General features: G+C 38.3%; 19 protein-coding genes. 12 read left to right on the top strand and 7 right to left on the bottom strand.

What is annotated here, in order from left to right; translation table 11 throughout:
• Positions 1 to 26 precede the first annotated feature (26 nt).
• The gene (locus ON09_RS02310; RefSeq protein ID WP_010599447.1) at positions 27 to 473 is read right to left on the bottom strand and encodes an RrF2 family transcriptional regulator; all 447 of its coding nucleotides are present in this window, start codon (positions 471 to 473) and stop codon (positions 27 to 29) included.
• A gap of 115 nt (positions 474 to 588) precedes the next feature.
• Between ON09_RS02310 and ON09_RS02305 the strand changes: the two genes are divergently transcribed.
• The 5 genes from ON09_RS02305 (at position 589) to ON09_RS02285 (ending at position 8048) form a co-directional block, all read left to right on the top strand.
• Positions 589 to 2355 (top strand): ATP-binding protein, encoded by a 1767-nt coding sequence (locus tag ON09_RS02305; RefSeq protein ID WP_010599446.1) that lies wholly within the window; start codon positions 589 to 591, stop codon positions 2353 to 2355.
• A 290-nt stretch (positions 2356 to 2645) separates the two neighbouring features.
• Positions 2646 to 3680 (top strand): metallophosphoesterase, encoded by a 1035-nt coding sequence (locus tag ON09_RS02300; RefSeq protein WP_010599445.1) that lies wholly within the window; start codon positions 2646 to 2648, stop codon positions 3678 to 3680.
• A 75-nt stretch (positions 3681 to 3755) separates the two neighbouring features.
• Positions 3756 to 4382 (top strand): M23 family metallopeptidase, encoded by a 627-nt coding sequence (locus tag ON09_RS02295; protein WP_010599444.1) that lies wholly within the window; start codon positions 3756 to 3758, stop codon positions 4380 to 4382.
• Positions 4383 to 5026: 644 nt separating this feature from the next.
• Positions 5027 to 6613 (top strand): membrane dipeptidase, encoded by a 1587-nt coding sequence (locus ON09_RS02290; RefSeq protein WP_010599443.1) that lies wholly within the window; start codon positions 5027 to 5029, stop codon positions 6611 to 6613.
• A gap of 235 nt (positions 6614 to 6848) precedes the next feature.
• Entirely contained in the window at positions 6849 to 8048 is a 1200-nt protein-coding gene (locus tag ON09_RS02285) for a GAF domain-containing sensor histidine kinase (RefSeq protein WP_010599442.1), read from the top strand.
• Between the two features lie 45 nt (positions 8049 to 8093).
• Here the strand turns inward: ON09_RS02285 and ON09_RS02280 are convergent, their stop codons facing one another.
• From ON09_RS02280 to ON09_RS02265, 5 genes are all read right to left on the bottom strand, one after another.
• A complete protein-coding gene (locus ON09_RS02280; protein WP_202947105.1) occupies positions 8094 to 10982 on the bottom strand; it encodes a TIM-barrel domain-containing protein in 2889 nt (962 codons plus the stop codon).
• The gene (locus ON09_RS25580) at positions 10966 to 11940 is read right to left on the bottom strand and encodes an alpha-glucosidase domain-containing protein (RefSeq protein WP_202947104.1); all 975 of its coding nucleotides are present in this window, start codon (positions 11938 to 11940) and stop codon (positions 10966 to 10968) included. The genes ON09_RS02280 and ON09_RS25580 overlap by 17 nt, the downstream gene beginning before the upstream one ends.
• A gap of 157 nt (positions 11941 to 12097) precedes the next feature.
• Positions 12098 to 13969, bottom strand: coding sequence for a RagB/SusD family nutrient uptake outer membrane protein (locus ON09_RS02275; protein WP_010599441.1), 1872 nt, complete (start codon positions 13967 to 13969; stop codon positions 12098 to 12100).
• A gap of 17 nt (positions 13970 to 13986) precedes the next feature.
• Complete coding sequence (locus ON09_RS02270) at positions 13987 to 17127, bottom strand: SusC/RagA family TonB-linked outer membrane protein (protein ID WP_010599440.1); 3141 nt, start codon at positions 17125 to 17127, stop codon at positions 13987 to 13989.
• A 250-nt stretch (positions 17128 to 17377) separates the two neighbouring features.
• On the bottom strand, positions 17378 to 18862 hold the full coding sequence (locus ON09_RS02265; protein ID WP_010599439.1) for an aminotransferase-like domain-containing protein: 1485 nt from the start codon (positions 18860 to 18862) through the stop codon (positions 17378 to 17380).
• A 63-nt stretch (positions 18863 to 18925) separates the two neighbouring features.
• Here ON09_RS02265 and ON09_RS02260 point away from each other — a divergent pair, with 63 nt between their 5' ends.
• The 4 genes from ON09_RS02260 (at position 18926) to ON09_RS02245 (ending at position 22712) form a co-directional block, all read left to right on the top strand.
• Positions 18926 to 20791 (top strand): TonB-dependent receptor plug domain-containing protein, encoded by a 1866-nt coding sequence (locus ON09_RS02260; RefSeq protein WP_010599438.1) that lies wholly within the window; start codon positions 18926 to 18928, stop codon positions 20789 to 20791.
• Between the two features lie 42 nt (positions 20792 to 20833).
• Positions 20834 to 21631 carry a type I methionyl aminopeptidase gene (gene map / locus ON09_RS02255; RefSeq protein WP_010599437.1) on the top strand — a complete coding sequence of 266 codons (798 nt, stop codon included), beginning with the start codon at positions 20834 to 20836 and terminating at the stop codon, positions 21629 to 21631.
• A 228-nt stretch (positions 21632 to 21859) separates the two neighbouring features.
• Positions 21860 to 22237 (top strand): VOC family protein, encoded by a 378-nt coding sequence (locus ON09_RS02250; RefSeq protein WP_010599436.1) that lies wholly within the window; start codon positions 21860 to 21862, stop codon positions 22235 to 22237.
• A gap of 34 nt (positions 22238 to 22271) precedes the next feature.
• On the top strand, positions 22272 to 22712 hold the full coding sequence (locus ON09_RS02245; protein WP_010599435.1) for a VOC family protein: 441 nt from the start codon (positions 22272 to 22274) through the stop codon (positions 22710 to 22712).
• A gap of 353 nt (positions 22713 to 23065) precedes the next feature.
• On the opposite strand, the gene ON09_RS02240 is transcribed toward ON09_RS02245, so the two are convergent.
• A complete protein-coding gene (locus ON09_RS02240) occupies positions 23066 to 24166 on the bottom strand; it encodes an NAD(P)/FAD-dependent oxidoreductase (RefSeq protein WP_238533587.1) in 1101 nt (366 codons plus the stop codon).
• Positions 24167 to 24469: 303 nt separating this feature from the next.
• Here ON09_RS02240 and ON09_RS02235 point away from each other — a divergent pair, with 303 nt between their 5' ends.
• From ON09_RS02235 to ON09_RS25060, 3 genes are all read left to right on the top strand, one after another.
• Complete coding sequence (locus ON09_RS02235) at positions 24470 to 24652, top strand: hypothetical protein (protein ID WP_010599434.1); 183 nt, start codon at positions 24470 to 24472, stop codon at positions 24650 to 24652.
• Positions 24653 to 24734: 82 nt separating this feature from the next.
• On the top strand, positions 24735 to 24980 hold the full coding sequence (locus ON09_RS02230) for a DUF3253 domain-containing protein (RefSeq protein WP_010599433.1): 246 nt from the start codon (positions 24735 to 24737) through the stop codon (positions 24978 to 24980).
• A gap of 111 nt (positions 24981 to 25091) precedes the next feature.
• A complete protein-coding gene (locus ON09_RS25060) occupies positions 25092 to 25256 on the top strand; it encodes a hypothetical protein (RefSeq protein WP_157258809.1) in 165 nt (54 codons plus the stop codon).

Below are 25256 nucleotides of genomic sequence, written 5' to 3'. Positions count from 1 at the left end.
CCTTTGAGAAATAAGCAAATAAATCTTTAAATATTGTCTATACCAAGCTTTAAGGTATCTTCTCTTCCGATAACGTCAGCAATGCTGGTTTCACTTAAAACCTTAAGTGTAGCATCTCTAACATCGATAAATGCACTTCTAATACCGCAGGTTTTTTCATCTACGCATTCATCGCATTTATGATAGAAATTCAAACTGGCACACGGAACCATCGCAATCGGACCATCGGTTACCCTCATCACCTGAACTAACAGAATTTCTTCAGGTTTCTTGTTTAAACTGTAACCGCCGCCAGCACCCTTCTTACTATACAAAAAGCCGGCGTTGCGTAAATCTAACAGGATTTGTTCTAAAAACTTTTTAGGGATATGCTCCTCCTCAGCAATCTTTGAGATTTGCATAGGTGGTTTTTCTACATTTTTGCCAAGTGCAACTAGTGCTTTTATGGCGTATTTAGTCTTTTTTGATAGCATATTTGTACAAAGCTAATAAAAGAAAGTAAAATATGAAACATCGGGTATTGATCCAATAAACCATTTATCATCATTTACCAAAAAAGTTTATCTTTGCGCACATACATTATAGTTAATGCTGAAAAACATTGATTTTTTAAACATCAGAGATCGCAAAATAAGCATTGAATCTAAATTGTTTGCTGTATTGTGTTTATGTCTTATTATCGTTTCGATAATCAGTATCATCTCAAATTTTATTATTGGATTATCCTGGACAGTAAATCTTTCCATCACGTTTAATCTCATTATCCATTTTTCATTTTACTACTACGCGTTAAAAGATAGGGTTTCAGAAAGCGGCCGCTTCTGGTATTTTATGTTTAACTGTGCTACCATGTTCCCCGCCTGGTTCTTAAACGGTGGATCGCTGGGTTCTACACCGGTATTCTTAATATTTTACCTCAGCGTGGGCATTCTTTCATTGTCGAAAAGATATACAGGTTGGTTTATTTTGATATTTTCTGCGACAGCAATGCTTTGTCTGGTTTTCGAAAATATTTTTCCTTCGCTCATTACACCCTACCCTAATGAAGCAACAAGAAGTTTCGATTTAATCTGTGCGTTTTTCAATATCTCATTTATGATGATTCTGATGCTTGTTTTTTATAGAAAAGTGGCAGAGTTTGATCAGTTTTTGCTTCTAAAAAACAAAGAACGATTAGAAGCTTCCCAACAAAACTTAATTCTTGCCAAAGAAGCGGCTGAGTCAGCAACAATTGCCAAGTCAACTTTTTTGACCAACATGAGCCATGAAATCAGAACACCACTTAACGGAATCATCGGGGCTTCCGAACTTTTAAAATTAACCAAGCTGGATGACGAACAATCAGAGCTGCTTAATACATTGCAGGCCAGTAATAGCATCATGATTGATATTGTGAATGATTTGCTTGACATTTCGAAAATTGAAGCCAATAAAATGGAAATCCATAACCATCCCTTTAACTTTCGAAATTGTATAAAGGACGCAGAAAATATCATCAGGCCATTATTCAATAGCAAAAACGTACAATTATTAATCGAAGTAGCTAAAGATGTACCTGATATTGTTATCGCTGATGAAATTCGATACAAACAAATCATCATCAACCTGCTTAGCAATGCGATAAAGTTCACAGAGGTTGGCTACGTGAGGTTGAACGTCATATTTTCTTCAGAAAGTAATACGCTGATTTCATCTATTAAAGATACAGGAATAGGAATTGATCAGGAAGACATGGAAAAGCTTTTTCGACCATTTTCTCAGATTAATCCATCGCTTACCAGAAAATTTGGTGGAGCTGGCTTAGGCCTGGCCATTTGCAGAAAACTTGCAGAAATGATGGGTGGCAATATTTCAGCGGTCAGCGAACCTGGCATGGGTTCAGAATTTACATTCAAAGCCTTGATTGAGCAGCATTACAACAATAAAATATCAAAACCGCATCATCCAAAAACGAATAACAATTCGTTACCGATTGCTGGCATACACATCCTCATCGCGGAAGACAACATTTTTAACCAGATGATTACCTCAAAAATGCTCGAAAAAGCTGGCTATAAATTTAGTATTGCCAGTGATGGTGTTCAGGCCTTAGAGATGGCGAAAGATGTTCACTACAACATTGTTTTGATGGATATGCAAATGCCACACATGGATGGCGTAGCCGCAACAATTGAAATTCTAGAACTTTACAAAAACAAAGATATTACCCCACCGGTAATAATTGGGTGCAGCGCCAATGCCATGCAGGAAGATAAATACAAATGCCTGAATGCTGGAATGAAAGATTTCCTACCTAAACCATTTACTTTAGATGATATTCGTTCCGTAATGATTAAATGGACAAAAGTTGATTAGTAACTTAATCAAACTATCGTAAAAATATTTTAACGGATTAGTTTTGATCGAATTAATCGTAGTTTAAAATCTATTTTTACGGCCATTTAGCTTATTATTTATGAAAAGAAAGATTAACATCTTCCCTATACTCGTCATTATTTTAGTTTTTTTTTGCCCTGAATGCCTACGTGCTTTCGGGTTTTGGCACCTTTAGCCCGTCTGCTTCTTTCGCTCCGTTTTTTTGGGTATTTGTGATATCATTAACAGTAGCGCTGTTTTTTGCAATTAGCCAGATGCGGGCGCACGGCATGAGTAAATTTTTTCAAATCATTACACATGTATTTTTAATTATGCTCACTGCCGAGGTGGTTTTCGCATTTTTTCTGCTCGTTGGCGATGTATTTGGCTTTTTATTATCGATACCTTCCAGCTTCGAACCGCAAGGTTATCAGGCTTTAGGCAGAAATGTTTACTGGGTAGATTTTGCCTTCACCATGTTCTGCTTAACAGTGGTGTTATTTATCTTCGGAATAATAAGAGGTAAATACGCCTACAGAGTTATCAAACACACTTTATATTTCGATGACTTGCCTAAAAGTTTTGACGGTTTTACCATCACTCAAATTTCTGATGTGCATGCAGGAAGCTTTACCAAGCCCAAACAAGTTCAGAAGGGAATAGATCTTATTAATGCACAAAAAAGCGATTTATTTGTATTTACCGGAGATCTTGTTAATAATGCCGCATCTGAAATTGTTCCCTACATTGGCCACTTTTCTCAAATTGAAGCACCTTTCGGTCAGTTTTCAGTTTTAGGAAATCACGATTATGGCGACTACGTGAAATGGCCATCAGAAACTGATAAAACAAATAATTTGCAGCAGTTAAAAGCTCACCATGCAGCACTTGGATTTAGACTTTTACTTGATGAACATGTTGAATTGACCAAAGATGGAGAGAAAATAATCCTGGCTGGAATTGAAAACTGGGGACTTGGGTTTGGGGAACGTGGTGATTTGCAAAGGGCATTGGCAGGCACTTCGGCAACAGATTTTAAAGTATTACTGTCTCACGATCCTTCTCACTGGGAAGCACAGGTAAAGAATAATCCTTCTAAAATTCAACTGGCTTTGGCTGGGCATACCCATGGCATGCAATTTGGCATTGAAGCTTTTGGCATAAAATGGAGTCCGGTTAAATACCGCTATAAGCATTGGGCGGGAATTAAATCTGAAAATGGTCGATATCTAAATGTAAACAGGGGTTTTGGTTTCATTGGCTTTTCGGGCAGAGTTGGTATCTGGCCAGAAATTACGGTGATAGAATTGAAAAGAAAAGTTTAATTACCACAGCTGTAACTAAAAGTATAGTAGATAATTTGATTGATAAATGGTATCTTGCTCTGAAATTATGACCATATGAAATTTGTTTTACTTCTTCTATGCTCACTATCAGTTTCAGAGGCACCAAGCATTGAAAAGGACCGGGATCGTTGGAAACCTTATTATTCGGATGTTGCGCCACAGAAAACTGCCGATAAATGGTTTCTTCCATTTGATATAGCTGACCGCAGCAACATACGAAATATCAGCATCATTAGTATTTTTGGCGATCATAGAGATAGCTACTACAAGGGTCATATCCATACCGCTATAGATATTAACCCTGTAAAACCAAAGGCTAAATTAATACCAGTTTATGCGATGGCGAATGGAGTGGTTTGTTCGGTTCACCTGGGCGAAAACCAAAAAACGGTCGTTGTTCGTCATACTATGAAAGACGCCAAAACTATGTTTACCAGCTACAAACACTTAAAAGAAGTTTATGTAAGTAATGGAAAACAAGTTGACAAGAACACTAAACTAGCCCGTTTATTTACCAAAGAAGAAAGCAAGAAATATGGGGGCGATTATCATCATCTCCATCTGGAAATCAGGAAAAAATTTGATGATTATGGCTGTGCCAGTTGGTTAACCTTTAACAATGCTCAGCTCAATGAACGATTTTATAATCCTCAGGATTTTCTAAAACAAAATATCAAATGAATTAATGAGTTGGTAACATTTACATCAACTTAAAACCTTTTACACACAAAAAATTTATAATGGAAATTGCTACAGGCATAAACCTAATCAACCAATTTCCATGTTTTACTCAGAATTTGCGGGTAAATGAAATAGATATATATTCGTTTAAGAAGCGTTAATTTAGAATCGGGGAATAACCTAAGGGTTAGTCCCTGTTCTTGTTTTGGCCCTTTTTTGTCCTCCGTTTGCTTATCACCTTGCCAGCTGGGGATAATCATTTACCGTAACAGCTATAAATATTTTTGTTTCATAAGATTGGCCGAGGTTCACATTTTATTGGTACAATTTATACAGTTGTGGCGCATAAATCGCTGATTAAAGTAAAATGTAAAAACTATTTAAATAATCTCGAGACATCAAAACCAGATAGATTCGATTTCGCACAAAGGGAACACGCATAAACATCAGGAGCGTTATTATTTAGACAGACAAATAAAATCAGACATAAATACTTAAAAACCAGTATTGTAATAAAATTTATTTGTAGATAAATTAGTGCGTTTTTTTAAAATCCTTGAGGGGAAAATAACATTTTCGGAACGAACTAATGAAATGGAATAAGGATTAACCGATGGTTTAATTATTGACGGATTGATTTAATTATGGCCTTTTTTGATCTACACAGCCACCCAGGATTGAAAACATTGTTTCTTCCTCAAAATGGAAATCAGCTTTCAGCATGGCGAACACTTTCTCCAAAAGATGGAATTCTCGGCAATATTTTAGAATCTCAGGCATCACTTAAATTATTGTTTGAGAAAGGGAATATCAATTTGATTTGTTTAACGCTCCATCCGCCCGAAATTGGAATGATAGATCAGGTACTCCTAAAAATTGCTGCAAAATTTTTGTTTCCAACGCTAATTAACGCTGATCGTCTGAGAGAGATGTACACATTAACTGCTTCCTATCAGGAAACTTTTCATCAGGAATTTTTGAATATTACTGCTGCCCCACGAGCGGAGGATGATATCAGCCCAGCTAAAAAATTAAAATTGCTAACAAGCATACACGATTATAACCCAGAAGATTTCGATACCCTTCACATTGTTTTAAACATAGAAGGCGGACATACGTTTTATGATTTAAATAACCGCGTAAAGGATATTGAAAAAGTAATAGATAATTTCAATGCGTTTGTTGCAAAAGGATATAAAATCTTATACTTTACTCCTACTCATTTAACACCAAATGAATTTATCACCCATGCTTATGGCAATAAAATTTTAACCAAGGGGCCGCTTCTGCCAAAAGGAATTGGGTTTAGCCCTTATGGAAAAAGAATAGTTGAAAACGCCTACCAGAATGGTGTACTTATTGATATTAAACACATGAGTTTGGTATCAAGAAGGATTTTCTATCAACTCCGAAAAAGAGGTTACCTTCTCCGGAAACCTATTATTGCAAGTCACGTTGGTTTAGTTGGTAACTCATGGAATTTCTTTAACCAGGATGTCATCAACCCAATAAAAAAAAGCTATGGATATAAAGTTCACTGGCTAAAAAATGCCGGTATTTTTGATGATACATATTTTTACCCTCTTTCTATTAATTTATACAATGAAGATGTGAGAGAGATTTTGGAAAGCGATGGATTGATCGGCCTATCACTTGATGTTAGGATTTTAGGTGGGAAAGATAAACCCGGCAGCATACAGAAAGATTTCTACAGCCACGAAGAATTTGAGCTGTTAATGTCGGAAAATGCTGATCAGCAAATTGAACTGCTCTGCAAAAATTTGCAAGAAGGCACAATTAACAATGGAGATACTAAAATCAATGCCAATAATCCCGAGCCAGAAGACCTTGAAGATTTGAAAGAAGGGGAAGATGAATTAAATGATATCATTTCGCAAAGAACAACTGATGGTCCCTTTAGAAAAAACTATAATTACCATTTGCGCTTAATTGTCAACCACTTGCTCAGAATATATCAAATTACCGAATGGGAAGACATGCCGATGCCATGGAATAATTTATGTATTGGTTCTGACTTCGATGGACTGGTCGAAGCCATTGACTGCTGTAGAAATGTTACAGAGTTTGATAGTTTCGCACTGGCATTGACTAAAGCGCTGGATATTGGTGCCAAACAAAAACAAATTGATTTAGGCTTAAGCGCTGAGAAAATTGTAGCCAAGCTGATGTACGAAAACGCCGTAAACTTTATGCAGAAAAACCTGACCTAACAACCTTGAGAAATTCTTACTTTGTCAATAGCTTCAAACTGATAGGCAGCAACTAATTTCCTTTTCGATAGGTATTTATAAACCCGCTTCATAAAAAGCTGTGATTCATCTACCGTCTCTGTTAGATGCATTTTTAAAACTTTAAGGGGTTCTTTTGTGAATTTAAGAAAGTCTGGCTAAAACAAATCTTCGGTTATTTAGTTTACCTTTAAGCGCAATAATTTTAAAGCACTCTATGATCATCTATCCCTTGCCACCAAACGAAAATGAACGACTTTCTGCATTGGGGGCTTACAATATTTTAGGCAGTGGAAAAGATTGTGATTTTGATGATCTAACGCGTTTGGCAGCTGAAATTTGCCAAACACCTATTGCTTTAGTCACAATTTTAGGGGAAGATACGCAATGGTTCAAATCTGGCTTCGGTACTGATATTAAACAGACGGCGAGAGAAGTTGCCTTTTGTTCGCATTCAATTGCCGGCAATGGCGATATTATGATTGTAAATAATGCAACGCAAGATCATCGCTTTGTAGAAAACCCATTGGTTACCGGCCACCCGGATATTGTTTTTTATGCCGGCGTTCCGTTAATAAACCCCGAAGGCTATGCCCTGGGCACCTTATGTGTAATTGATCATGAAGAAAAAGGATTAAGTGAAAGCCAGATCAATGCACTTAAAATTTTGGCCCGACAAGCACAGCATCAGCTGGAGTTGCGAAGAAAAGTCAGCGAATTGGAAAAAGTTAATACAGCCCTAAGTGAATCAAATCTGTTTATTGAAAAGTTTGCACAACGGGTAGCACACGATATTAAAAATCCGCTGGCGAGCATTATTCTTTCTGCTGAATCATTACGTAAGCGCTTTGATGCCGAAGGAGATGAAAAAGCTGTGAGATTGATCCAGATTGCTTTACGCTCTGCCAAAAACCTTGTTAATTATGTGGATGATATGCTTGATTATTCAAAAGCACCATCAACATTACTCGAAAAACAGGAAACAATTGATTTCAGGTTATTGCTCGAAAATTTAATCCCGATGCTGAACGTACCAAGAGATTTTAACATCAGCATGCCTGAACGGATCAACATTCATACATCGAAAATTGCGATTGAACAAATTATGTTGAATTTGCTCACCAACGCCATTCGCTACAATGATAAAGATAAACCGGAAATTCAGGTTTCCTGTACTTTAGCTGAAGACCAATATGTACTTCAGGTAAAAGATAATGGCAGAGGCATCTCTGAAGAGAATCTTGAAAAGATATTTTTCGAAGGTTTTACAGTGCAGGAGCACGATCGGTTTAACCGCAAAGGAAACGGATTGGGTTTAGATGCGGTAAGCAGCTTAGTTGGTAAAATGAGGGGAAGCATTAAGGTAGATTCTGTACTCAAGCAAGGTACAACCGTTTCCATTTCCCTTCCTAAGTAAGTGATATAAAAGCACCTTCACTTGCTAATGAAGGCTCTTTCTTTACTACATCTTCTTTGATGAAAGCGATTGATCTACCAATATTCCGTTATTCATTTTTAAACTGAAGGTAACCCTCCGTTTGGCCTTAAATTTAACTACAAATAAATCTTCATTACCTTTTAACGTGGCTTTGTTTCCAATATTTACAAACGTTGGATAAAGTACTTTACTGCCATCTGCATGCAAACGATCATAAGTTAAGTTTTCCATTGATTTTGTACCAATAGTATCAACACCCACATATTCATAATCTTTGCTATCGTATGGCAAAGCAAAGCTCAAAGCATTTACATCTTTTAGGCCAATGCCCTTTACTTTAATTTCTACGATCTCATCTTTTTGAAAAACTGATTTCGACACATTTAAAACGATTTTTCCATCTAATTCAGCTTTCGCAGATGTCCTTACGCCACCATCGAGCTGCGTCGCAACATTCGAAATATCAAAGGCATCAATTAATCCATTTTTATTAATATCACCCTTGCTGATGTAACCTTCGAAATCAGCATCACCTTTTCTCAATCCTGTATAATTGCTGTATGATGTAAAGTCATTACGATCGATGATTTTATCATTATTAATATCGCCGGCGATTGAAGCCTCACTTCCAGGAACCCTGAAAATGTACAATTCCCGTCCGGAGCCAAAACCTCCCGCTCCTTTTTCCACTGCGATTTTCAAATAACGGGCTGCCGGATTTCCGTTGAAGGAGATAATTTTCGGGTCACCATTGTTTTTCCAGTCAAAGTCGTTAACCTTTGTCCAGGCGGTTTTATCTTCGCTATAAAATACGCTGCCTTTCATTAATGTTCCGTTTCCTCCACCCTGACGTGGCAAGTAGCTTAAATGATCCAACTTGTTCACGCCTTTTAAATCTATAATCATTTCGAAAGGATCTGATTTTACACCCCATTTCGTATGCCAGATATTTGATTCATCGAAATCAAAAAGTTTTGAAATCCCCTCTCCACCCTGATTTTCAGCAGTGGTTTTTGCATTGATACCTTTGATTGCGTATTGCAAGGGATTGGCAGCAGTTGTAACATCCAATTCCGTCCATTTAGAAACCCCATCTTTATTCACAGACCTTAATTTGAGTGAGTATTTTGTTTCCGGAATCAAACCATCGAACAAAAGCGTAGTATCTTTTATCGTAGAGTAGAGCATTTCCTGGAAAAGAATTTCATAATAATCAGCATTCTGAACTTTATCCCATACTGGTTTAAAACTAAATGCTGTCCGATAACCCTCGTTAACTTTGAAATTTTGTGGAGCATGAAGCGATCCTTTTGAAACCAGAAGCTGATCACTCGGCTCAGATTTAAATCCTTTAATCTCCAAAACAATATCATTCTTTAGAATATTTGTGGCAGCAAGTTTCACTAATACCAGTGGATTTTTTATGATTTGAACTTTTTCAAAAGCTGATCCTTTACTACTAAACTGATTTAGATTTGGCTTCTCTTCATAAAAAAATACATTTTCGTTTTTAAGAAATTCTTCTTTGGATAATACCTCGGTTAATTTTATTTTGCTTTTCCCAACTTTTATAGCTATACGGCTTGGCTTTGCCGTTACATTAACATGCACTTCAGTCGTTTTTTCGGCAACAAAACCATCGAAATTACCCTTTGTGGCATTGATATGGATCAGGCTTACCGATTTGTTTACATCAGATTCAATTAGGGTAGTTGCCGCTTTTCCTGATTGATAAGCCTCGGTTGTTCCATCATCATCATACTCTAAAAAGGAGCTTTTTTCAAACGGATAAACTTCGTAGATACGGGAATTGCTTTTGATTTGCTTGACATTGTTGTTCGCCGCAGTTACGGGAATAATGGAACCTGCCTTCACAAAAACGGGCAATTTCCACAATGGTGCATCGAAATTGTTAATCACACGGTCTCCCAAATATTGATTGCCGGAAAAATAGTCAATCCAGATTCCTTTTGGCAGATAAATCCCATTTCTGATGTCATTACCATCTTTATCCATTTTAGTTTCCTGATAAATCGGCGCAACTAAAAAGCTCGGACCATACATAAACTGATACTGGGAAGCAGTACCATGCGTATAGGCATTAGGATCGGCCAAAAACATTGCCCTGATGATTGGGAGTCCATCCACTGCTTCTCTGGCAATACTATAACTGTAAGGCAAAAGTGATGATTTCAGCTTCAGATAATTTCGGTTGATGGAGGTAACTGGTTCGCCTAAAGCCTGCGGATACTTCTCATTCGAACCCCATCCATCCATGTTTAGCTGCATGGGTGTGAATGTTTTCCATTGAAAATCGCGGGTATTTACTGGTAGATTTTTGCCTCCGAAGATTCCATCCATATCTGAGGTGATATTTGGCTGACCAGAAAGGCCCGACCCAATATAAGTTGGAATGTGAAAACGAATATATTCCCATAAGCCACCGGTTTGGTCGCCCGACCAGATGGTGGCATAACGCTGTGTTCCTGCCCAGCCATCAAGCGAAATAATAAATGGCCGATCATTGTTCCCGTAGTAAGGCATTGTTTTCGCTACATCGGCTACGCCATTTAAGCCAAAAGAATAGCCTGCGCCTACCCAGGCGACATCAGTTTTCAAAACCCTAACACCTGCATCTCTTACCTCACGAACAATATCGCGTTGCAGCAATGAACTAATCCCTTCTTTCGGGTGTAAATCAGACTGTGTCCAGAGACCAATTTCTACGCCCTTGTTTCGGGCATAATCGCCTAAATCTTTTAAATTCTGGACATTCCCCTCCAAACTTTGTGTTTGTCCGTAACCTGCACCATAGCCATCGTTAGGTAAAATCCAACCGAAAGGCATATCATGTTTCTCATATCGATCAATAACTGCCCGGGCAGAAAACTGGTAATTATTTTTTTTCGCCATTTAGCGATTCGCGAATACCGCCATTAGCTTTCTGACTTTCTTTATATCTTTTACCATCTTCAAAAAGAATTCCTTTTTCATCTTCTTTCCAGAAATCACGGTTATAAGCGTTAAGATGTCCTTCGTAGAAACCAAACTTTGGAATCAATACCGGATTTCCGGTAAGTTGATAATAATCATTCAAAAGTTCCTTTGCTCCAGCATCAACCATGATAAATAGATCTAAATAGCTCGTTTCGTGAGCAAGATGCACCACGCCTTTTTCTTTTAAACCAAAATCATACCTCCCTTTTGAAAAGGTATACCACATGATTCCGTAACCTTTTGTAGACCAATAAAATGGCGTTGGAGAAGCTACGCCGCCATCTGTCCAGCTGTTCTGATTTTCAATTGAAATCGCTTTTCCTTTATGGGAGAACCGACCATTTTGAGCACCTCCACCATAGAAAAATTCGCCGGTATCTTCTTTCAAAGCAATGCTTGCTGAATTTTTATCGAGTATAATTGGTGAGCTTTGTTCAAGCACCACGGCTTTATTTTCTAAGTTCAAAATCTTAATCAAACTGCTTTTTTTATCAATTTGAACTTCAATTTTTGAGGTTTTGATATTAATTGTGCCATTCTCGTCTTGAAGCGAAAGTTTAGCAATACGCTTCCTTGGATTTTCGACCAGTATCTCAGCGGCAGGCTTTGCTTCAGGACTGCGGATAAAACCACCATCTTCATCCTGGAATACCCTGAAAATATTTTCACCGTAGAAATCAATGGTTAATCGTTGTTTGTTAGATAGCTGCAGTTCAATAGTGGTTCCGTTAATTTGTTTAACAGTAAGCACCTCGCTGGCCAAATGATCCTTCATTAGCGTCTGAAGCGTTACACTTGCAGCGGTCTCATTTAATTGGAAAACGAAAAATAAGATTGCCGCAATTACAATGGCCTTAAAAAATTTTAGTTTCATAAACAGAATAAACTTATCATAAAAGTAATGCTCTGGATGATAAAAGCAGACACCTATTATTGCGCAAACGGTTGACTATGGAAATTTGTTACAAAATAAAAGCCGTAGCAATCTCAATCGCTACGGCTTAAACTGGCACTTAACCTAAATAAATTAACTAATAACCATTATTCCCAAATTCATCAGCATTGGTAATGGCATCCAAAAAGTATTGTGGAATTGGCCTAACGGTATGTTTTTTTGGATCAAAGTTTGGCGCAATGATCGGATTAGTTTGCTGAAAATAAGCAGTTGATAAATTTCCTGTTCTTTTCAAATCAATCCAACGGGTATGCTCACCAGCCAGTTCGCGACCTCGCTCCTTTAAAATATAAGCAACGTTCATTTCAGCTGGTGTAGCCAACATTTCGTTCTCACGGCTGGTGATGGCAGCACGTTTACGGATTACGTTGACATAGTTTGATGCTTTCAGAAGATCGTTGTTCGCCAGGATGGCTGCTTCAGCTGCAATTAAATAAACCTCGCCTAAGCGGATAATTGGAATATCACCTAACCAGTTCTGATTAGATTGCGCATACATCTTACCTGAGAATTTTTTAAACGCCGGGAATATATTTATTAAACTCGGCTCATTCGGAAACGATGCTGGCAACTTATAGTTATTTGTTGCCGGATCGAAAAGATCATTAGGATCGGCAACCAGCGCCGGAATTTTTCTCTTATCAGCAGTGGGAATAGTCCAGTTCGGTGTGAAAACTGAAAGACCTACATCGTTGGTCATGTTTTTCTCCTCCTCAAAAGTACCGCCTGAAGCCAGAAAATAATCTGGTCCGGTGTAAGCTTGTCTGGTACTCAAAATGGTTTTACCAACAATAGATGGATCTTTTTGATAAGCCGTGGCCAGTGCAGCAGTAATTAATTTATCGGCACTTGCATAAAACTTGTATGTGAACGTATTTGCAAACCTGGTATCCGGTGTATTTTCCCTAGGATCGAAAATATTTGTTAACAGGTATTTTGTCGGCTTATATTGTTTTGAATTTGATCGGCCGTAAAGCACAGTAGTTTCAATCGTTCCCCATTCTGCACCCCTACCGCCTAAATCAGGTAAATAGTATTGGCGGGTACGACCTCTATTGAATCCTTCAGGATTTAAACCAGAAACATCAATCGCCTGAAGGAAGAGGAATTCGGTGTTACTTTTATTGTTTTTCAAATCAAACGCTTTCGCAAAGCCAGAACGCGTAGCATCGCTAAGGTACAATGCTGCATTATATTTTGCAGGGTTGTTAATCAATTCTTCAGCTGTTGTTAAGGCTAATTGCGCATATTGCTCCTTTTCGCCCAAACGTGTGCGCTGCAAATATACTTTTGCCAGCATCGCATAGGCAGCCTTTCTGGCAATACGCCCTCTTAAAGCACCCTGGGTAATTGGCAATTTCTCGCAGGCAAACTTCAAATCAGAGATGATTACATCGTAAATCTCTTTTTCATTACTTCTTTTTGGCTGGATGTTATTTCCTTCAGTAGCAGCTGATTTTGTAGTGAGGTAAACTGGACCAAACTGCTCTACCAGATTGAAATAAGCCCAGGCTCTCCAGAAATAAGCTTCAGCAACCTTTGCATCAATATCGGCTTGTGAGCTGTAACCTTTAACTTTTGAACTAAATTCAATGGCTGTATTTGCCAGGCCGATGGCCGAGTAACAACCACCCCAAACAGTTTTAAGCGTGCCTAAATTTGTATTTAAGGTATTATCATAAGTGGTGATACCGATATCAGAACCAGCATAGTTGATCCATAAATCTGTACCCATTTCTGATGGACCAATAAAATCTACCTTCCCGTAGAAGAAATAATTATCAACGTAAATGGTATTGATTAATCCTTCCCATCCAGATTTGTTGGTATAGGCAGTTTCTAAAGTAGTCGCTCCAGGATTTACTTCATCAAGGTATTTTTTGCATGAAGTGGTGCTAAGCGAAAATACAACGATTAAGCCTAACGAATATTTATGTAATGTTTTCATTTCCTTTTTCTTTAAAATTAAAATGAGGCGTTTAATCCAAAAACCATTTGTCTGTATAATGGAAAACTGTCGTTTCCAGCTGTTTCAGGATCAATATTTTTAAGCAAATCGCTTTTAGCAAATACGAAGCTATTATAAGCGGTGCCATAGAATCTAATGCGGCTAAATCCAGCTTTGTTGCTAATTTTTCCAGGCAAGGTGTATCCCAGGGTAATGTTTTTTACCTTGAAATACGATCCATCTACAATTGATAAAGCACTGATGAAGGTGTTACTTAAACTCGTTCCGGTAGTTGGTCTTGGAAAATCGTTCGTAGGGTTTGATGGTGTCCAGTAATTGTAAGTTTCAGGTTGTGCAACTGTATTCCAATAACCCAATAATTGCGCATTAATGGTTTGTCCGTAACGCATGGTCATAAATAGGGTTAAGTCAAATCCTTTGTATGCAAAAGTATTTTGTAAGCCCAAACTAAAATCTGGGGTGTTATGCCCAAGAATCATTCGATCAGAAGCTGAGTAAGGGTGTACACCATTATCGCTAACACCTGAAGCATCTGTTCTAGGTACTGTCGCTAATTTAATATCACCAGGTTTGGCACCATATTTAGCCGCTTCAGTTTCTTCTCCTAGCTGCCAGATCCCTAATTTTTTATATCCATAAATTACCGTTTGAGGCAGTTGACTTCCGACAAAAAGGTTATTGGTAATTAACGCTGTAGTGGCAACTGAATTACCTAAATCAAGTTTGGTTAGTTCTTCTGTGGCTCTGGTAAACGTGAATGCTGAATTCCACCTGAAATCTTTGGTATCAATATTTCGGCTATTGATGGTTAACTCAATACCTTGATTTTTTGTTTCCCCGATATTGGCATAGATAAAATATTGATTTTTCGCATCATAACCGCCATCTGTTGGTGGAAGATTTCTGGGATATAAAACCCCTTTTGATTTGGTGTGGAAGTATTCTCCGGCAAAATCAACCCTTCCGTTAAACAAAGTAAAATCTAAGCCCAGGTTGAAATTGTAAGAACGTTCCCAGGTTAAAGCTTCGTTGCCTAAAGCACGATTGGTTGAATATAGCGGCAATGCTGTTGAACCGCCTAAGGTAAGTGGAAAATCTCCTGATCTGGAAGCCACCAAAGTACTGTTATTGTAAGCAGGGATGTTTGGATTTCCGGCCACACCATAACCTGCTCTCAACTTAAGATTGGTTACGTAAGTTTTGCTAAACTCCATAAATTTCTCATCACTGATGCGCCATGCAGCAGAAACAGATGGAAAAGTTGACCATTTATCGATCAGCTGAGAAACACCATCCCAACGGTTTGAAGCCTGAAAGAGGTATTTACCTTTGTAGCTGTAGTTAATTCTTCCGGCAAACGACATTCTATTTTGTTGCGTGTAACCTGTTGCCTTAGTAGTAGATAGTGTGGCGGCAGCCAAATTATAGAATTCGTAATCATCAAATTCAAGTCCGGTACCAAAAATGAAAGAACGTTCTCCTCTTCTATCTTCGAATGAGGTAATCCCGGTAACAGTAAATTGATGGTCGTTGGCAAGCGTTAAGTTATAGTTGATGATGTTTTCCCACAAATAGTTGTAAGCGATATTGTTTTCGTAACTGGCCTCTTTTGCTGTCCTGCCTTCTGAAAGAATGTTATATGATCGCTCGTTTGCGAAAGTACCCTGACGGTTAGCAGAAAGTGTTAAACCCAGGTTCGAACGAATGGAAAGATTTTTAACAGGCGTAAATTCTACGTAAGGGTTTACGGCCAGGAAAAGGCTTTTTGTGTTGTTGATGAACACACCATCAGCATAATTGGCTATCGGACTTACTGCTGAAACACCTGTAAGTGGCAATGCATTTACTGACCCATCCGCATTGTAAGCAGCACCTAAGGGATAAACTCCGAATGCTTTATTGATACGGCTATTGGTTTGATCACCATTTCTCAGGTTTACAGTAGTTTGCAATCCGGCTTTAAAATATTTGTTAAAATTAACGTCAACACCACCACGAACATTATAGAATTTGGATTCATCACCCTGATAAATACCTTTTTCCTGAATATAACCCAAAGACATGTAGCCCTGAACTTTTTCCGAACCTCCACGAATTGAAACGTGATGGTTTTGTTGCGACCCATTGCGTAAGGTTTCATCTACCCAGTCGATCCACTGATTATTATTGATGGCAGTAATTCCGGCAGCGGGTACGCCTGCATCAGTTAAGCTGGCAGGGTAACGGTTGTTGGCGGTAAAATAACGCTCATTAACATAGGTTAACCAGGCATCACCCATCAACGCTTTTGGAAACTCTGCCCGGCCGTTAGTACCATAATAAGTATCCACATCAACCTGAACCTTCCCGGCTTTTGCCTTTTTGGTGGTGATCATGATTACCCCATTGGCACCTGCCACACCATAAATTGCTGTAGATGAAGCATCTTTCAATACATCAATGGTTTCAATATCATTGGGATTTAAACTGTTGATGTTTCCAATAATTCCATCAATCACATATAATGGATTTTGTGAAGCGCCAGGAATTGAACCGACGGTAATTGAGCGGTTACCCCTTAGTAAAACGTTCGGCGATTGACCAGATTGGCCGCTTGTACGCTGAATATCCAAACCGGCAACCCTTCCCTGCAAAGCCTCCATTGGGCTACTTACCGGATTTAAAGTGATGTCTTCGCTTTTCACACTCGAAACAGCACCAGTTAGATCCTTCTTCTTCACGGTGCCATAACCTACTACCACGACATCATCAAGGTTGGCAATGTCTTCATTCATTACTATTTTAACCTCGCTTTTTCCACTTACAGGAAATTCGGCTGATTTAAAACCAACCAAACTCAAAACCAACGTTTCATTACCGGTTTCAAGATTAAGGGTAAAATTTCCGTTTGCATCTGTAGCTACTGCTGCACCACCACCTTTAACTTTAACAACCACACCAGGAAGTGGACCACCTTTCGAATCTACTACGGTTCCTTTTACCGGAAATACCTTTGTTCGTTTAATTTTCGACAAGGAAGTGGTTGGTTTTGGCGATTCCACAGCAAGAGATAGGAACGGTAGCAATGCTATCCCTCCTGCTAAGCCGAGAACTCCAAATGTCTTGAACAGACGATTGTCATGTAAATTTTTGCTCATGATTTATAATATTGGTTAGGTTTGGTTAAAAAACTTTAAAAAAACTATAACCGTTGAAAGTACAGTTATAATTTCAATCCAAAAAAAACGCATCACTTTTTTTACAAATGAAAATCGTATTCTCTGGTAAAGTTATTGACCAAACAAATCTAACTTCGGAAGGAATGTAAAGACTATATAATCTTTACAATAAGATATAGGATATTATCATAATAATAACATCCAAAATACTGATAATAAAACAATTGACTTAAGTTAGCCGCAATAAGTCATCTAATGAATCCGACAAAACGGATAGAGCTTTTTCCATTTCTTTTAAATCCATACTCCCAAAACCTAAACGACTGGCAGTTAAATTTTTATCTTGATATAATATCGTTTTCGGTAGGAACAATCCATTCTCCATGCATTTCTTACGCAGTTTGATTAAGTTAAATTGCCCAAGCCAATGCACCCAAACGGCTAATCCGCGGTGCGGAGTGTGAAAGTTTATCTTACCCCTAAATTTTTCGTCCAGTAGTTTTACAAAGTAATCCCGGCGTTCTTTATAATTTTTCTTATTTTTTTTAGATAGGCGGTGCACCTCTCCTTCCTGAATCCAATCGGCAAGCACTTGTTCCTTAATTACATCTACTCCCGAAGATAAAATACGCTGATGTTTTTCCAGTTCTTCAATAAAATTTGCTGGTGCTGAAACAAAACCATAACCAAAACCTGATGGCAGGGATTTTGCAAACGAACCAATATAAACCACTACATCGTTCGAATCAATTGCTGCTAATGGAAGTATCGTATTGTTATCAAAATGAAAATCAAAATCATAGTCATCTTCAACAATGATAAATCCGAAATGGCGGGCCATTTCCAGTAGCTCAATTCGTCGTTTCGCACTTAGCGCAATTGTGGTAGGATAATGAAAAACAGATGTAAGGTAAAGTAGCCTGATGGTGTTTGATTCGCATATTTTTCTGAGCCGGACAGTATCAATACCATCCTGATCAACAGGAACTGAGATAATTTCAGCACCGCTATCCAAAATACTCATATTGGATTGGTAGTAACCTGGCGAGGCAATCACCACTTTATCGCCAGTAGAAATCAATAACTTTAGCACCAGATATAAACCAATTTCATGATTGGTTGTGGTTAGTAGATTTGCTTCGGCAATCTTCAGTCCCCTGGTTACATTTAAATAGTTGGAAAATTGCTTTTTAAAATTCTGACGGGTTTGTTGCTGCACCTGCCCCCATACCTTCTTGCTTTTGTTCCGCTTAAGTTTAGATACATATAAACTGGCCAGCACGTCGGTATGTACCAGTCTTGCATCTGGTAAGCCATCGTTAAATTGAAGCGGCAGTTCGCTTACTTCAATCGGATCCTCAAGAATTGTAGATCGTTTGAAATTAAAATGGCTAGCAGTTGCAGCTCGAGATGCAGCTCCTATTTCTTTTTGATGCGCTTGCTTTTGACTAGACAAAATAAAAGTGCCTTTACTCGGCGAAATAGCAATAAAGCCTTGTGATTCTAAATCTTGAAAAGCTTTAATCAGCGTATTCCGGTTCACCACCAAAAGTTTGCAGAGAATTCGGGTACCTGGTAGCTTTGTGCCTTCGGGTAACAAACCGAGTTGTATGGCTTTAATAAATTCAAATACAATTTGTAGATATATTGGTGTTGAGGCACTTGCATCAAGTTGAATAAAACTTTTGAAGGGAATTTGAACCGGACTATCCATTATATTAAAACTGGTATACTTTAGTGGTACGGCAAGATACTACTTTTGCAAAAAAATTAACAAGTGAGAAAATTTTATTTTGCCATGATGATGTTTTTGAGCGCTAATTTATATGCGCAGCAGAAACAAGATACAGTAATTAAGATCAACGATGTGGTGATCACCGAAAACGGTTTCAAAACACCAATCTCCAAACAAAACAGAAATGTTTACATCATTGATAAGGAAATGATTGCCAAATTGCCTGCCCGCAGCATTCAGGAATTATTGCAATATGCAAACGGGGTTGATTTAAGGCAAAGAGGCCCGTTTGGCGCACAGGCCGACATTAGTATTGATGGGGGAAGTTTTGAGCAAACCGTGGTATTGTTAAACGGAACAAAAATAATCGATAGCCAGACAGCACACAATATGTTAAATCTCCCGATTCCGATTGAAGCGATTGAAAGAATCGAAGTGGTACGCGGGCCGGCAGCAAGAATATATGGCATTAATAGTTTAACAGGCGCCATCAATATCATCACTAAAAAACCAGCTAAATCAGGTGTACTGGTTGATGCTCATACAGGCTCCAACTTTGAAAAAGATACAGAAGGAACAGGAAAAACCTTTTATAATGGTGGTGTTCACTTAGGCGGAGTGCTTGCCAAAGAAAAACAGCAACATTCGCTTTTTGGTTCGCATGATCAGAGCAATGGTTATCGCTTCAACACACAGTTTGAAAACACCAAATTGCTTTATCAGGGAAATTTTCAGTTTGATGATTCGAACGAGTTCAACGCTTCTTTCGGTTATACCAAAAACGAATTCGGAGCCAATGGATTTTACGCCGCTCCGGGAGACAAAAATTCGATTGAAACTGTACAAACTACCTTGGCTGCTATTCAATCCAAACATATTTTATCAAATCGCTGGACATTGTTGCCACGTTTAAGTTACCGATATAATTTTGATAACTACCGTTACTTTGGCAACGTAAATCCGAATGCAGGTGTAAGCAAACATAGTACGAATTCATTAGCGGCCGAAGTAACCAGCACCTATAAAACCAACGATGGTGAATTAGGCTTTGGTGCCGAAATTAGAAGTGAAGACATCAATTCATCAAATATTGGCAATCATCGCCGTGAAAACGCTGGTTTCTATGCTCAATACCGCACAAGTTTTTTTGAGAAATTAAATGTAAATGCTGGCGCCTACCTCAATTACAACTCTTCATATAAATGGCAAATTTATCCGGGTATCGATGCCAGTTATGCGCTTACAGATGAATTTAAGTTCATCGGAAGCCTCGGAACCAGCCAGCGTATTCCTTCATTTACCGATTTGTACCTCAACCAACGCCCTGGGAATATTGGCAACCCCGATGTGAAGCCAGAAAATGCTTTCCAAGGTGAAATTGGCTTAAGGTTTATGCAACGACAACTGACATTCAACACCAGCTTTTTTTATAGAAGCATTGACAACTTTATTGACTGGACCAGACTGGTGGCCACCGAACCTTTCCAGGCAAACAACGTAGGTTCGATGATTACCCGGGGAATAAATTTCCGTTCAAATTATGGCGTTGACATCAATGATTACGCGAAGTTCAATATTAATTTAGCTTACTCTTACCTCGATTCGAGATTTAAAAACATGACGCAGGTATTGGCGTCAAAGTATCAGCTTTCTGCCTTGAAACACCAGGTGACCAATACCCTTGATTTTAAATATCACAATTTTTCTGTGTTACTGGCAACCCGGTTTAACCAGCGTATGACCAGTAAATCTTACTGGATCAATGATTTCAGATTAAGCCAGGCTATCGATAAATTCACTATTTATTTAGATGCACAAAATATTTTCGATACGCAATATTTCGAAATCGGTGCCATTCCGCTTCCTTCGCGTTGGTTTAGTTTGGGTGTAAAATTTGTAACGCTTTAAATGCACTAAGCAATTAAAAAACTAATTCGTAATTTTGCGGCAATGATTTTCTACAAAACTGACGAACAAGTGGAACTGATGCGAATCAGTGCACTTTTGGTAAGCGAAACCCTATCTGAAATCGCTAAAATATTACGCCCAGGTTTGGCCACCATTGAAATTGACAAACTTGCCAATGAATTTATTTTAGATCATGGCGCCGTGCCATCTTTCTACAATTATAGTGGTTTCCCTCATCATATCATTACCTCAGTAAATGACGTAGTAGTTCACGGTTTTCCTGGTAAAGAAATATTGAAAGATGGCGATATCATTTCTGTGGATGTGGGTGTGATTAAAAATGAATACCATGGCGACCATGCTTATACATTTATCATCGGCGAAGCAAGCAAAGAAATTGTTGATTTGGTTAGAACTACTAAAGAATCGCTTTTTGTGGGCATAAACGAAGCAGTGGTTGGAAAAAGACTAGGCGATATCGGTTTTGCCATTCAAAATCATAATGAAAAGCAAGGTTATGGCGTGGTACGTGATTTTGTTGGTCATGGCTTGGGTAAAAGCATGCACGAAGATCCGCAGGTACCTAACTATGGAAAAAGGGGTTCTGGTTTGATGCTTAAAGAAAATTTGGTTTTAGCCATCGAACCGATGATTAATATGGGTAAAAAAGATGTTTATATTGAAAAAGATGGGTGGACGGTAAGAACTAAGGATGGCAAACCTTCTGTTCATTTTGAACATGATGTTTGTGTGAAGAAGGGCAAAGCATTAATTTTATCTGATTATGCACCCATTGAGGCCGCAGAAAAAAGCAATCCAAATCTGAAATCAGATTACTAGAATTATAGAAGATAACTAGTAAATCGAAGCGCTAACCCAGATAGGTTGGCGCTTTTGTTTTTGATTCATTTGCGATTATTCACATTGTAGTTTTAGCATTAATAATTTCTAAACCTGGAATCTGCTGGCGCTTACTTGTGCTAAACCATGCTTCTCATTCAAACAAAAATTGGAATACAAACACTAATTTGTTAATTTGGCTTTGAAACCAAATCCTAAAAACTATTTATGAGTAATTTAAATTTAGGCGCATTTTGCATGAGCCTTACAGTGAAAGATATTCACGCTTCCAAAGCATTTTACGAAAAACTGGGCTTTGTTGAAACTGGTGGCAACATCAATCAGAACTGGATTGTGTTGAGAAATGAGGATAAGGTAATCGGCCTTTTTCAGGGTATGTTTGATAAAAATATGCTCACGTTTAATCCTGGCTGGGATCAGCAGGCACAGCCCACAGCAGAATTTACAGATGTTTGTGAGATCGCCAAACAACTCAAGGCTAGTGGTCTGGAACTAAATGAAACCCCTAAAGGTGAAAGTGGGCCGGCTTATATTACCTTAACTGATCCGGATGGAAACCCAGTATTGATCGATCAACACCGTTAGACTTAACTAAAGCCTAAATTAACAACAAACAATAATGGCAACAACAAACACTTATTTAAATTTCAATGGAAATTGTGAGGAAGCATTCAATTTCTATAAATCGGTATTCGGAGGGGAATTTACTTACATTGGTCGCTTTGGCGATGTACCTGAAAGTGATGAATATAAAGTTCCGGAAGGCGACAAAAATAAAGTAATGCATGTTTCACTACCTACTGGCGCTTCAGTGTTAATGGGCAGCGACAATAGCGAACAATATGAATCATCATTTGTAAAAGGAAATAATTTTTCGGTTTCTATTGATGCTGAAAGTAAAGAAGAAGCAGATAAACTGTTTAGTGGCCTTTCAGCCGGAGGACAGGTAACCATGCCTTTGGCCGATACCTTCTGGGGTGCATACTTTGGCATGTTCACAGATAAATTCGGTATCAATTGGATGGTAAATTACGATGATCCCGCTAAAATGCAACACTAGAATTTGACACGTAGAGAGGCTGTGAATTCATTGGCAGCCTCTCTACTCAAAATAAAAACGTTTTCTGGATTAATGGAAACCATCATTGTAATTATTTCAACGCAAACGTTTGATCTCGTGATAGATTTGCCTTTTATGATCAGTTGAATAGCTAACCTTAAGGCGTAGTTGTTACAAGTAGCACATTCATTAAAAAAAATTATTCTTTCTTATCCGGCCGGATGATCAATCTCAATGTTGGATCATTTGTGATAAAACTCCAAAGCCAGTTAAAAGCTAATTTTGCCTTATTTCTGAAGCCCGCAATCGGGATAATGTGAATAAATAACCAAACCAGCCAGGCAAAAAATCCTTTAAAAAAAGCCTTTCGGCAAATCGACAACAGCTTTAAATTTTGCAATAATAGCCATAGAACCTTTGTCGTTATATTTAAAGGGTTCCATCGTTTTGCCTTGAGCTATATTAATTAGGTTTTCGCCCAACAAATCACCTTGTTGAATTGCAACCTGTGCCAGTTGAGGATGTCCATTTGCAAACTTTACATCGCTAAGCTGCAAACACTGATCGCCAATGGCATACACATCGTCTAGTCCGTTCACTTTATTATGAGCATCTACTAAAATCCTTCGCCCCTTTCCAACAGCATCTTTTGGAACCCCTTCTACTGCCCTTGCCATTACACCCGAAGCCCATATTAAAGTTGCTGCTTCAATTTTTGATCCGTCAGACAGTGAAACTTCTTTTCCATCATAACCCTGAACCAGCCGATCCAGCAATATCTCTACACCTAAATTTTTTAATACTTTAATCGCTTCATTCTGGCTTTTTTGGCTCATCGGTGCAAGCAGCGTTTTCAAACCATCTACCAGGTAAATTTTACCCAATCTGAAATTAGCTTCCGGATAATCTTTTGTTAAAATATTTCTACCCATTTCGGCCATCATGCCGGCAAGCTCTACGCCTGTTGGTCCACCACCAGCGATTACAATATTTGAAAGTCTTGTTTTCTCTGCCGCACTTTCAGCACGAACAGCTTTTTCCAGTTGAAGCAGGATGTGGTTACGCATTTCTACAGCATCCTCTATGCTCTTCATCGGCAAGGCATTTTTACTAATCTCCTCATTACCAAAGTAATTGGTTTCAGCACCCATAGCCAATACCAATACATCATAATCCAGCGAACCACTGCTCGTCACAATTTTTTTCTGCTCCGGAAGAAGTTCCTGAAATTCTCCCATAAAAAAACGTATCCCTTTTTCCTGAAATAACTTTCGAAAAGGATAGCTGATATTGGATGGTTCGATAAATGCAGTAGCCACCTGATAAAGTAATGGCGGAAAAAAATGGTAATTATGCTGATCAACCAGGGTAACCTGATGGGATGATGATTTGGAAAGTTTTTTAGCAATGTTGAGGCCTGCAAATCCGCCTCCTATAATCACAACTTTTTTCATTTTATCTACTATTGATGAGTCTGGAAGATCTAAAATTCTTCTTACTGTTTGTTCAGTACATTATCAACCCCTTCCACAAGAGAATGTTTTATCGGTCGACTTATTAATTACAATTCAGACATCGAAATTACTTTTCAAGCAAAAAAATGTTTGAATGATTAAAGTTTAGTACGAAGAACAGTGATTATCACCCTAACGTACAGAAATAGTAACAGGTTTATAAATTTTTGATAGACGTCTTCAACTTCTATCTCAATCAGTTTTATTACAATAAACTGGCTTATCTTTTGCTAAACGTTTGCTATGAAAGTATTAATTGAAGCAACCATCGAAAATTTTAACGATTTGATCACCGCAATCGAATCCAATTCAAACCTGGCCGACGTGAAAAATCAGCTGGAAACTGCAATAGCCATGCAGGATCATGATCCTTCAAAAGAAGTCCCGAAGGAAGGTGACCATCCAATCATTGATCGTTTCGAATAATTGAACAACTGTTTTTGCATTAATCAACAAAAGCTGAATCGTTTCCTGTACGATACAAACATTGAATTACCTGTTCAACTATATGCAGAACAATGCCGCCATATCCGCAAAAATCCTTTCAGTCGCTACCCAACGTGGTACTGAAAAGACGACTTGTCCTTCTGAAATTGCCAGGATGCTGTTCCCTGAAAACTGGCGTGCTCACATGGGAGAAGTTGTGGAGGCATCTATTGGCTTGCATCATCAGGGAAAGGTGCTGATCACTCAAAAAGGACTACCCATCGACGTCAATCACATCAAGGGGCCCATTCGCATTAAAATCGTTTGAGATAAAACCAATAGCTGTTATTGGTTTACTTTAATATCTGATCCAAATCTCAGACGTAATTACATCGAACCTTTATCATTATCTGATGTTGTGTGTTAAATGATATACACCATGAAAGATCCAAAAGACAAAGAACAAAAAGATCAGGCAGATTCTAAAGAACAGGAGAAAACTTCGACCCAGGAGAATAATGCTGATGAAAATGCTAATCAATGGGATCCGCATCAATCGGTAGATGAGGAAGGCAATGAACTAAGTGCTGATGATATAAAATAA

The organism is Pedobacter agri PB92, assembly GCF_000258495.1.
Lineage (GTDB): Bacteria > Bacteroidota > Bacteroidia > Sphingobacteriales > Sphingobacteriaceae > Pedobacter > Pedobacter agri.
Note: the sequence above shows the minus strand (reverse complement) of the source record. Positions and strands in the feature narration are given on the sequence as shown.

Excerpts from the sequence above, each read along its gene's own strand:
- ON09_RS02270 (WP_010599440.1), bottom strand. The coding sequence starts at position 17,127 with ATGAGCAAAAATTTACATGACAATCGTCTGTTCAAGACATTTGGAGTT.
- ON09_RS02305 (WP_010599446.1), top strand. The coding sequence starts at position 589 with ATGCTGAAAAACATTGATTTTTTAAACATCAGAGATCGCAAAATAAGC.
- ON09_RS02250 (WP_010599436.1), top strand. The coding sequence starts at position 21,860 with ATGAGTAATTTAAATTTAGGCGCATTTTGCATGAGCCTTACAGTGAAA.
- ON09_RS25580 (WP_202947104.1), bottom strand. The coding sequence starts at position 11,940 with ATGAAACTAAAATTTTTTAAGGCCATTGTAATTGCGGCAATCTTATTT.
- ON09_RS02265 (WP_010599439.1), bottom strand. The coding sequence starts at position 18,862 with ATGGATAGTCCGGTTCAAATTCCCTTCAAAAGTTTTATTCAACTTGAT.
- ON09_RS02310 (WP_010599447.1), bottom strand. The coding sequence starts at position 473 with ATGCTATCAAAAAAGACTAAATACGCCATAAAAGCACTAGTTGCACTT.
- ON09_RS02235 (WP_010599434.1), top strand. The coding sequence starts at position 24,470 with ATGAAAGTATTAATTGAAGCAACCATCGAAAATTTTAACGATTTGATC.
- ON09_RS02240 (WP_238533587.1), bottom strand. The coding sequence starts at position 24,166 with ATGAAAAAAGTTGTGATTATAGGAGGCGGATTTGCAGGCCTCAACATT.
- ON09_RS02245 (WP_010599435.1), top strand. The coding sequence starts at position 22,272 with ATGGCAACAACAAACACTTATTTAAATTTCAATGGAAATTGTGAGGAA.
- ON09_RS02280 (WP_202947105.1), bottom strand. The coding sequence starts at position 10,982 with ATGGCGAAAAAAAATAATTACCAGTTTTCTGCCCGGGCAGTTATTGAT.
- ON09_RS02295 (WP_010599444.1), top strand. The coding sequence starts at position 3,756 with ATGAAATTTGTTTTACTTCTTCTATGCTCACTATCAGTTTCAGAGGCA.
- ON09_RS02285 (WP_010599442.1), top strand. The coding sequence starts at position 6,849 with ATGATCATCTATCCCTTGCCACCAAACGAAAATGAACGACTTTCTGCA.
- ON09_RS25060 (WP_157258809.1), top strand. The coding sequence starts at position 25,092 with ATGAAAGATCCAAAAGACAAAGAACAAAAAGATCAGGCAGATTCTAAA.
- ON09_RS02275 (WP_010599441.1), bottom strand. The coding sequence starts at position 13,969 with ATGAAAACATTACATAAATATTCGTTAGGCTTAATCGTTGTATTTTCG.
- ON09_RS02300 (WP_010599445.1), top strand. The coding sequence starts at position 2,646 with ATGAGTAAATTTTTTCAAATCATTACACATGTATTTTTAATTATGCTC.
- map (WP_010599437.1), top strand. The coding sequence starts at position 20,834 with ATGATTTTCTACAAAACTGACGAACAAGTGGAACTGATGCGAATCAGT.
- ON09_RS02230 (WP_010599433.1), top strand. The coding sequence starts at position 24,735 with ATGCAGAACAATGCCGCCATATCCGCAAAAATCCTTTCAGTCGCTACC.
- ON09_RS02290 (WP_010599443.1), top strand. The coding sequence starts at position 5,027 with ATGGCCTTTTTTGATCTACACAGCCACCCAGGATTGAAAACATTGTTT.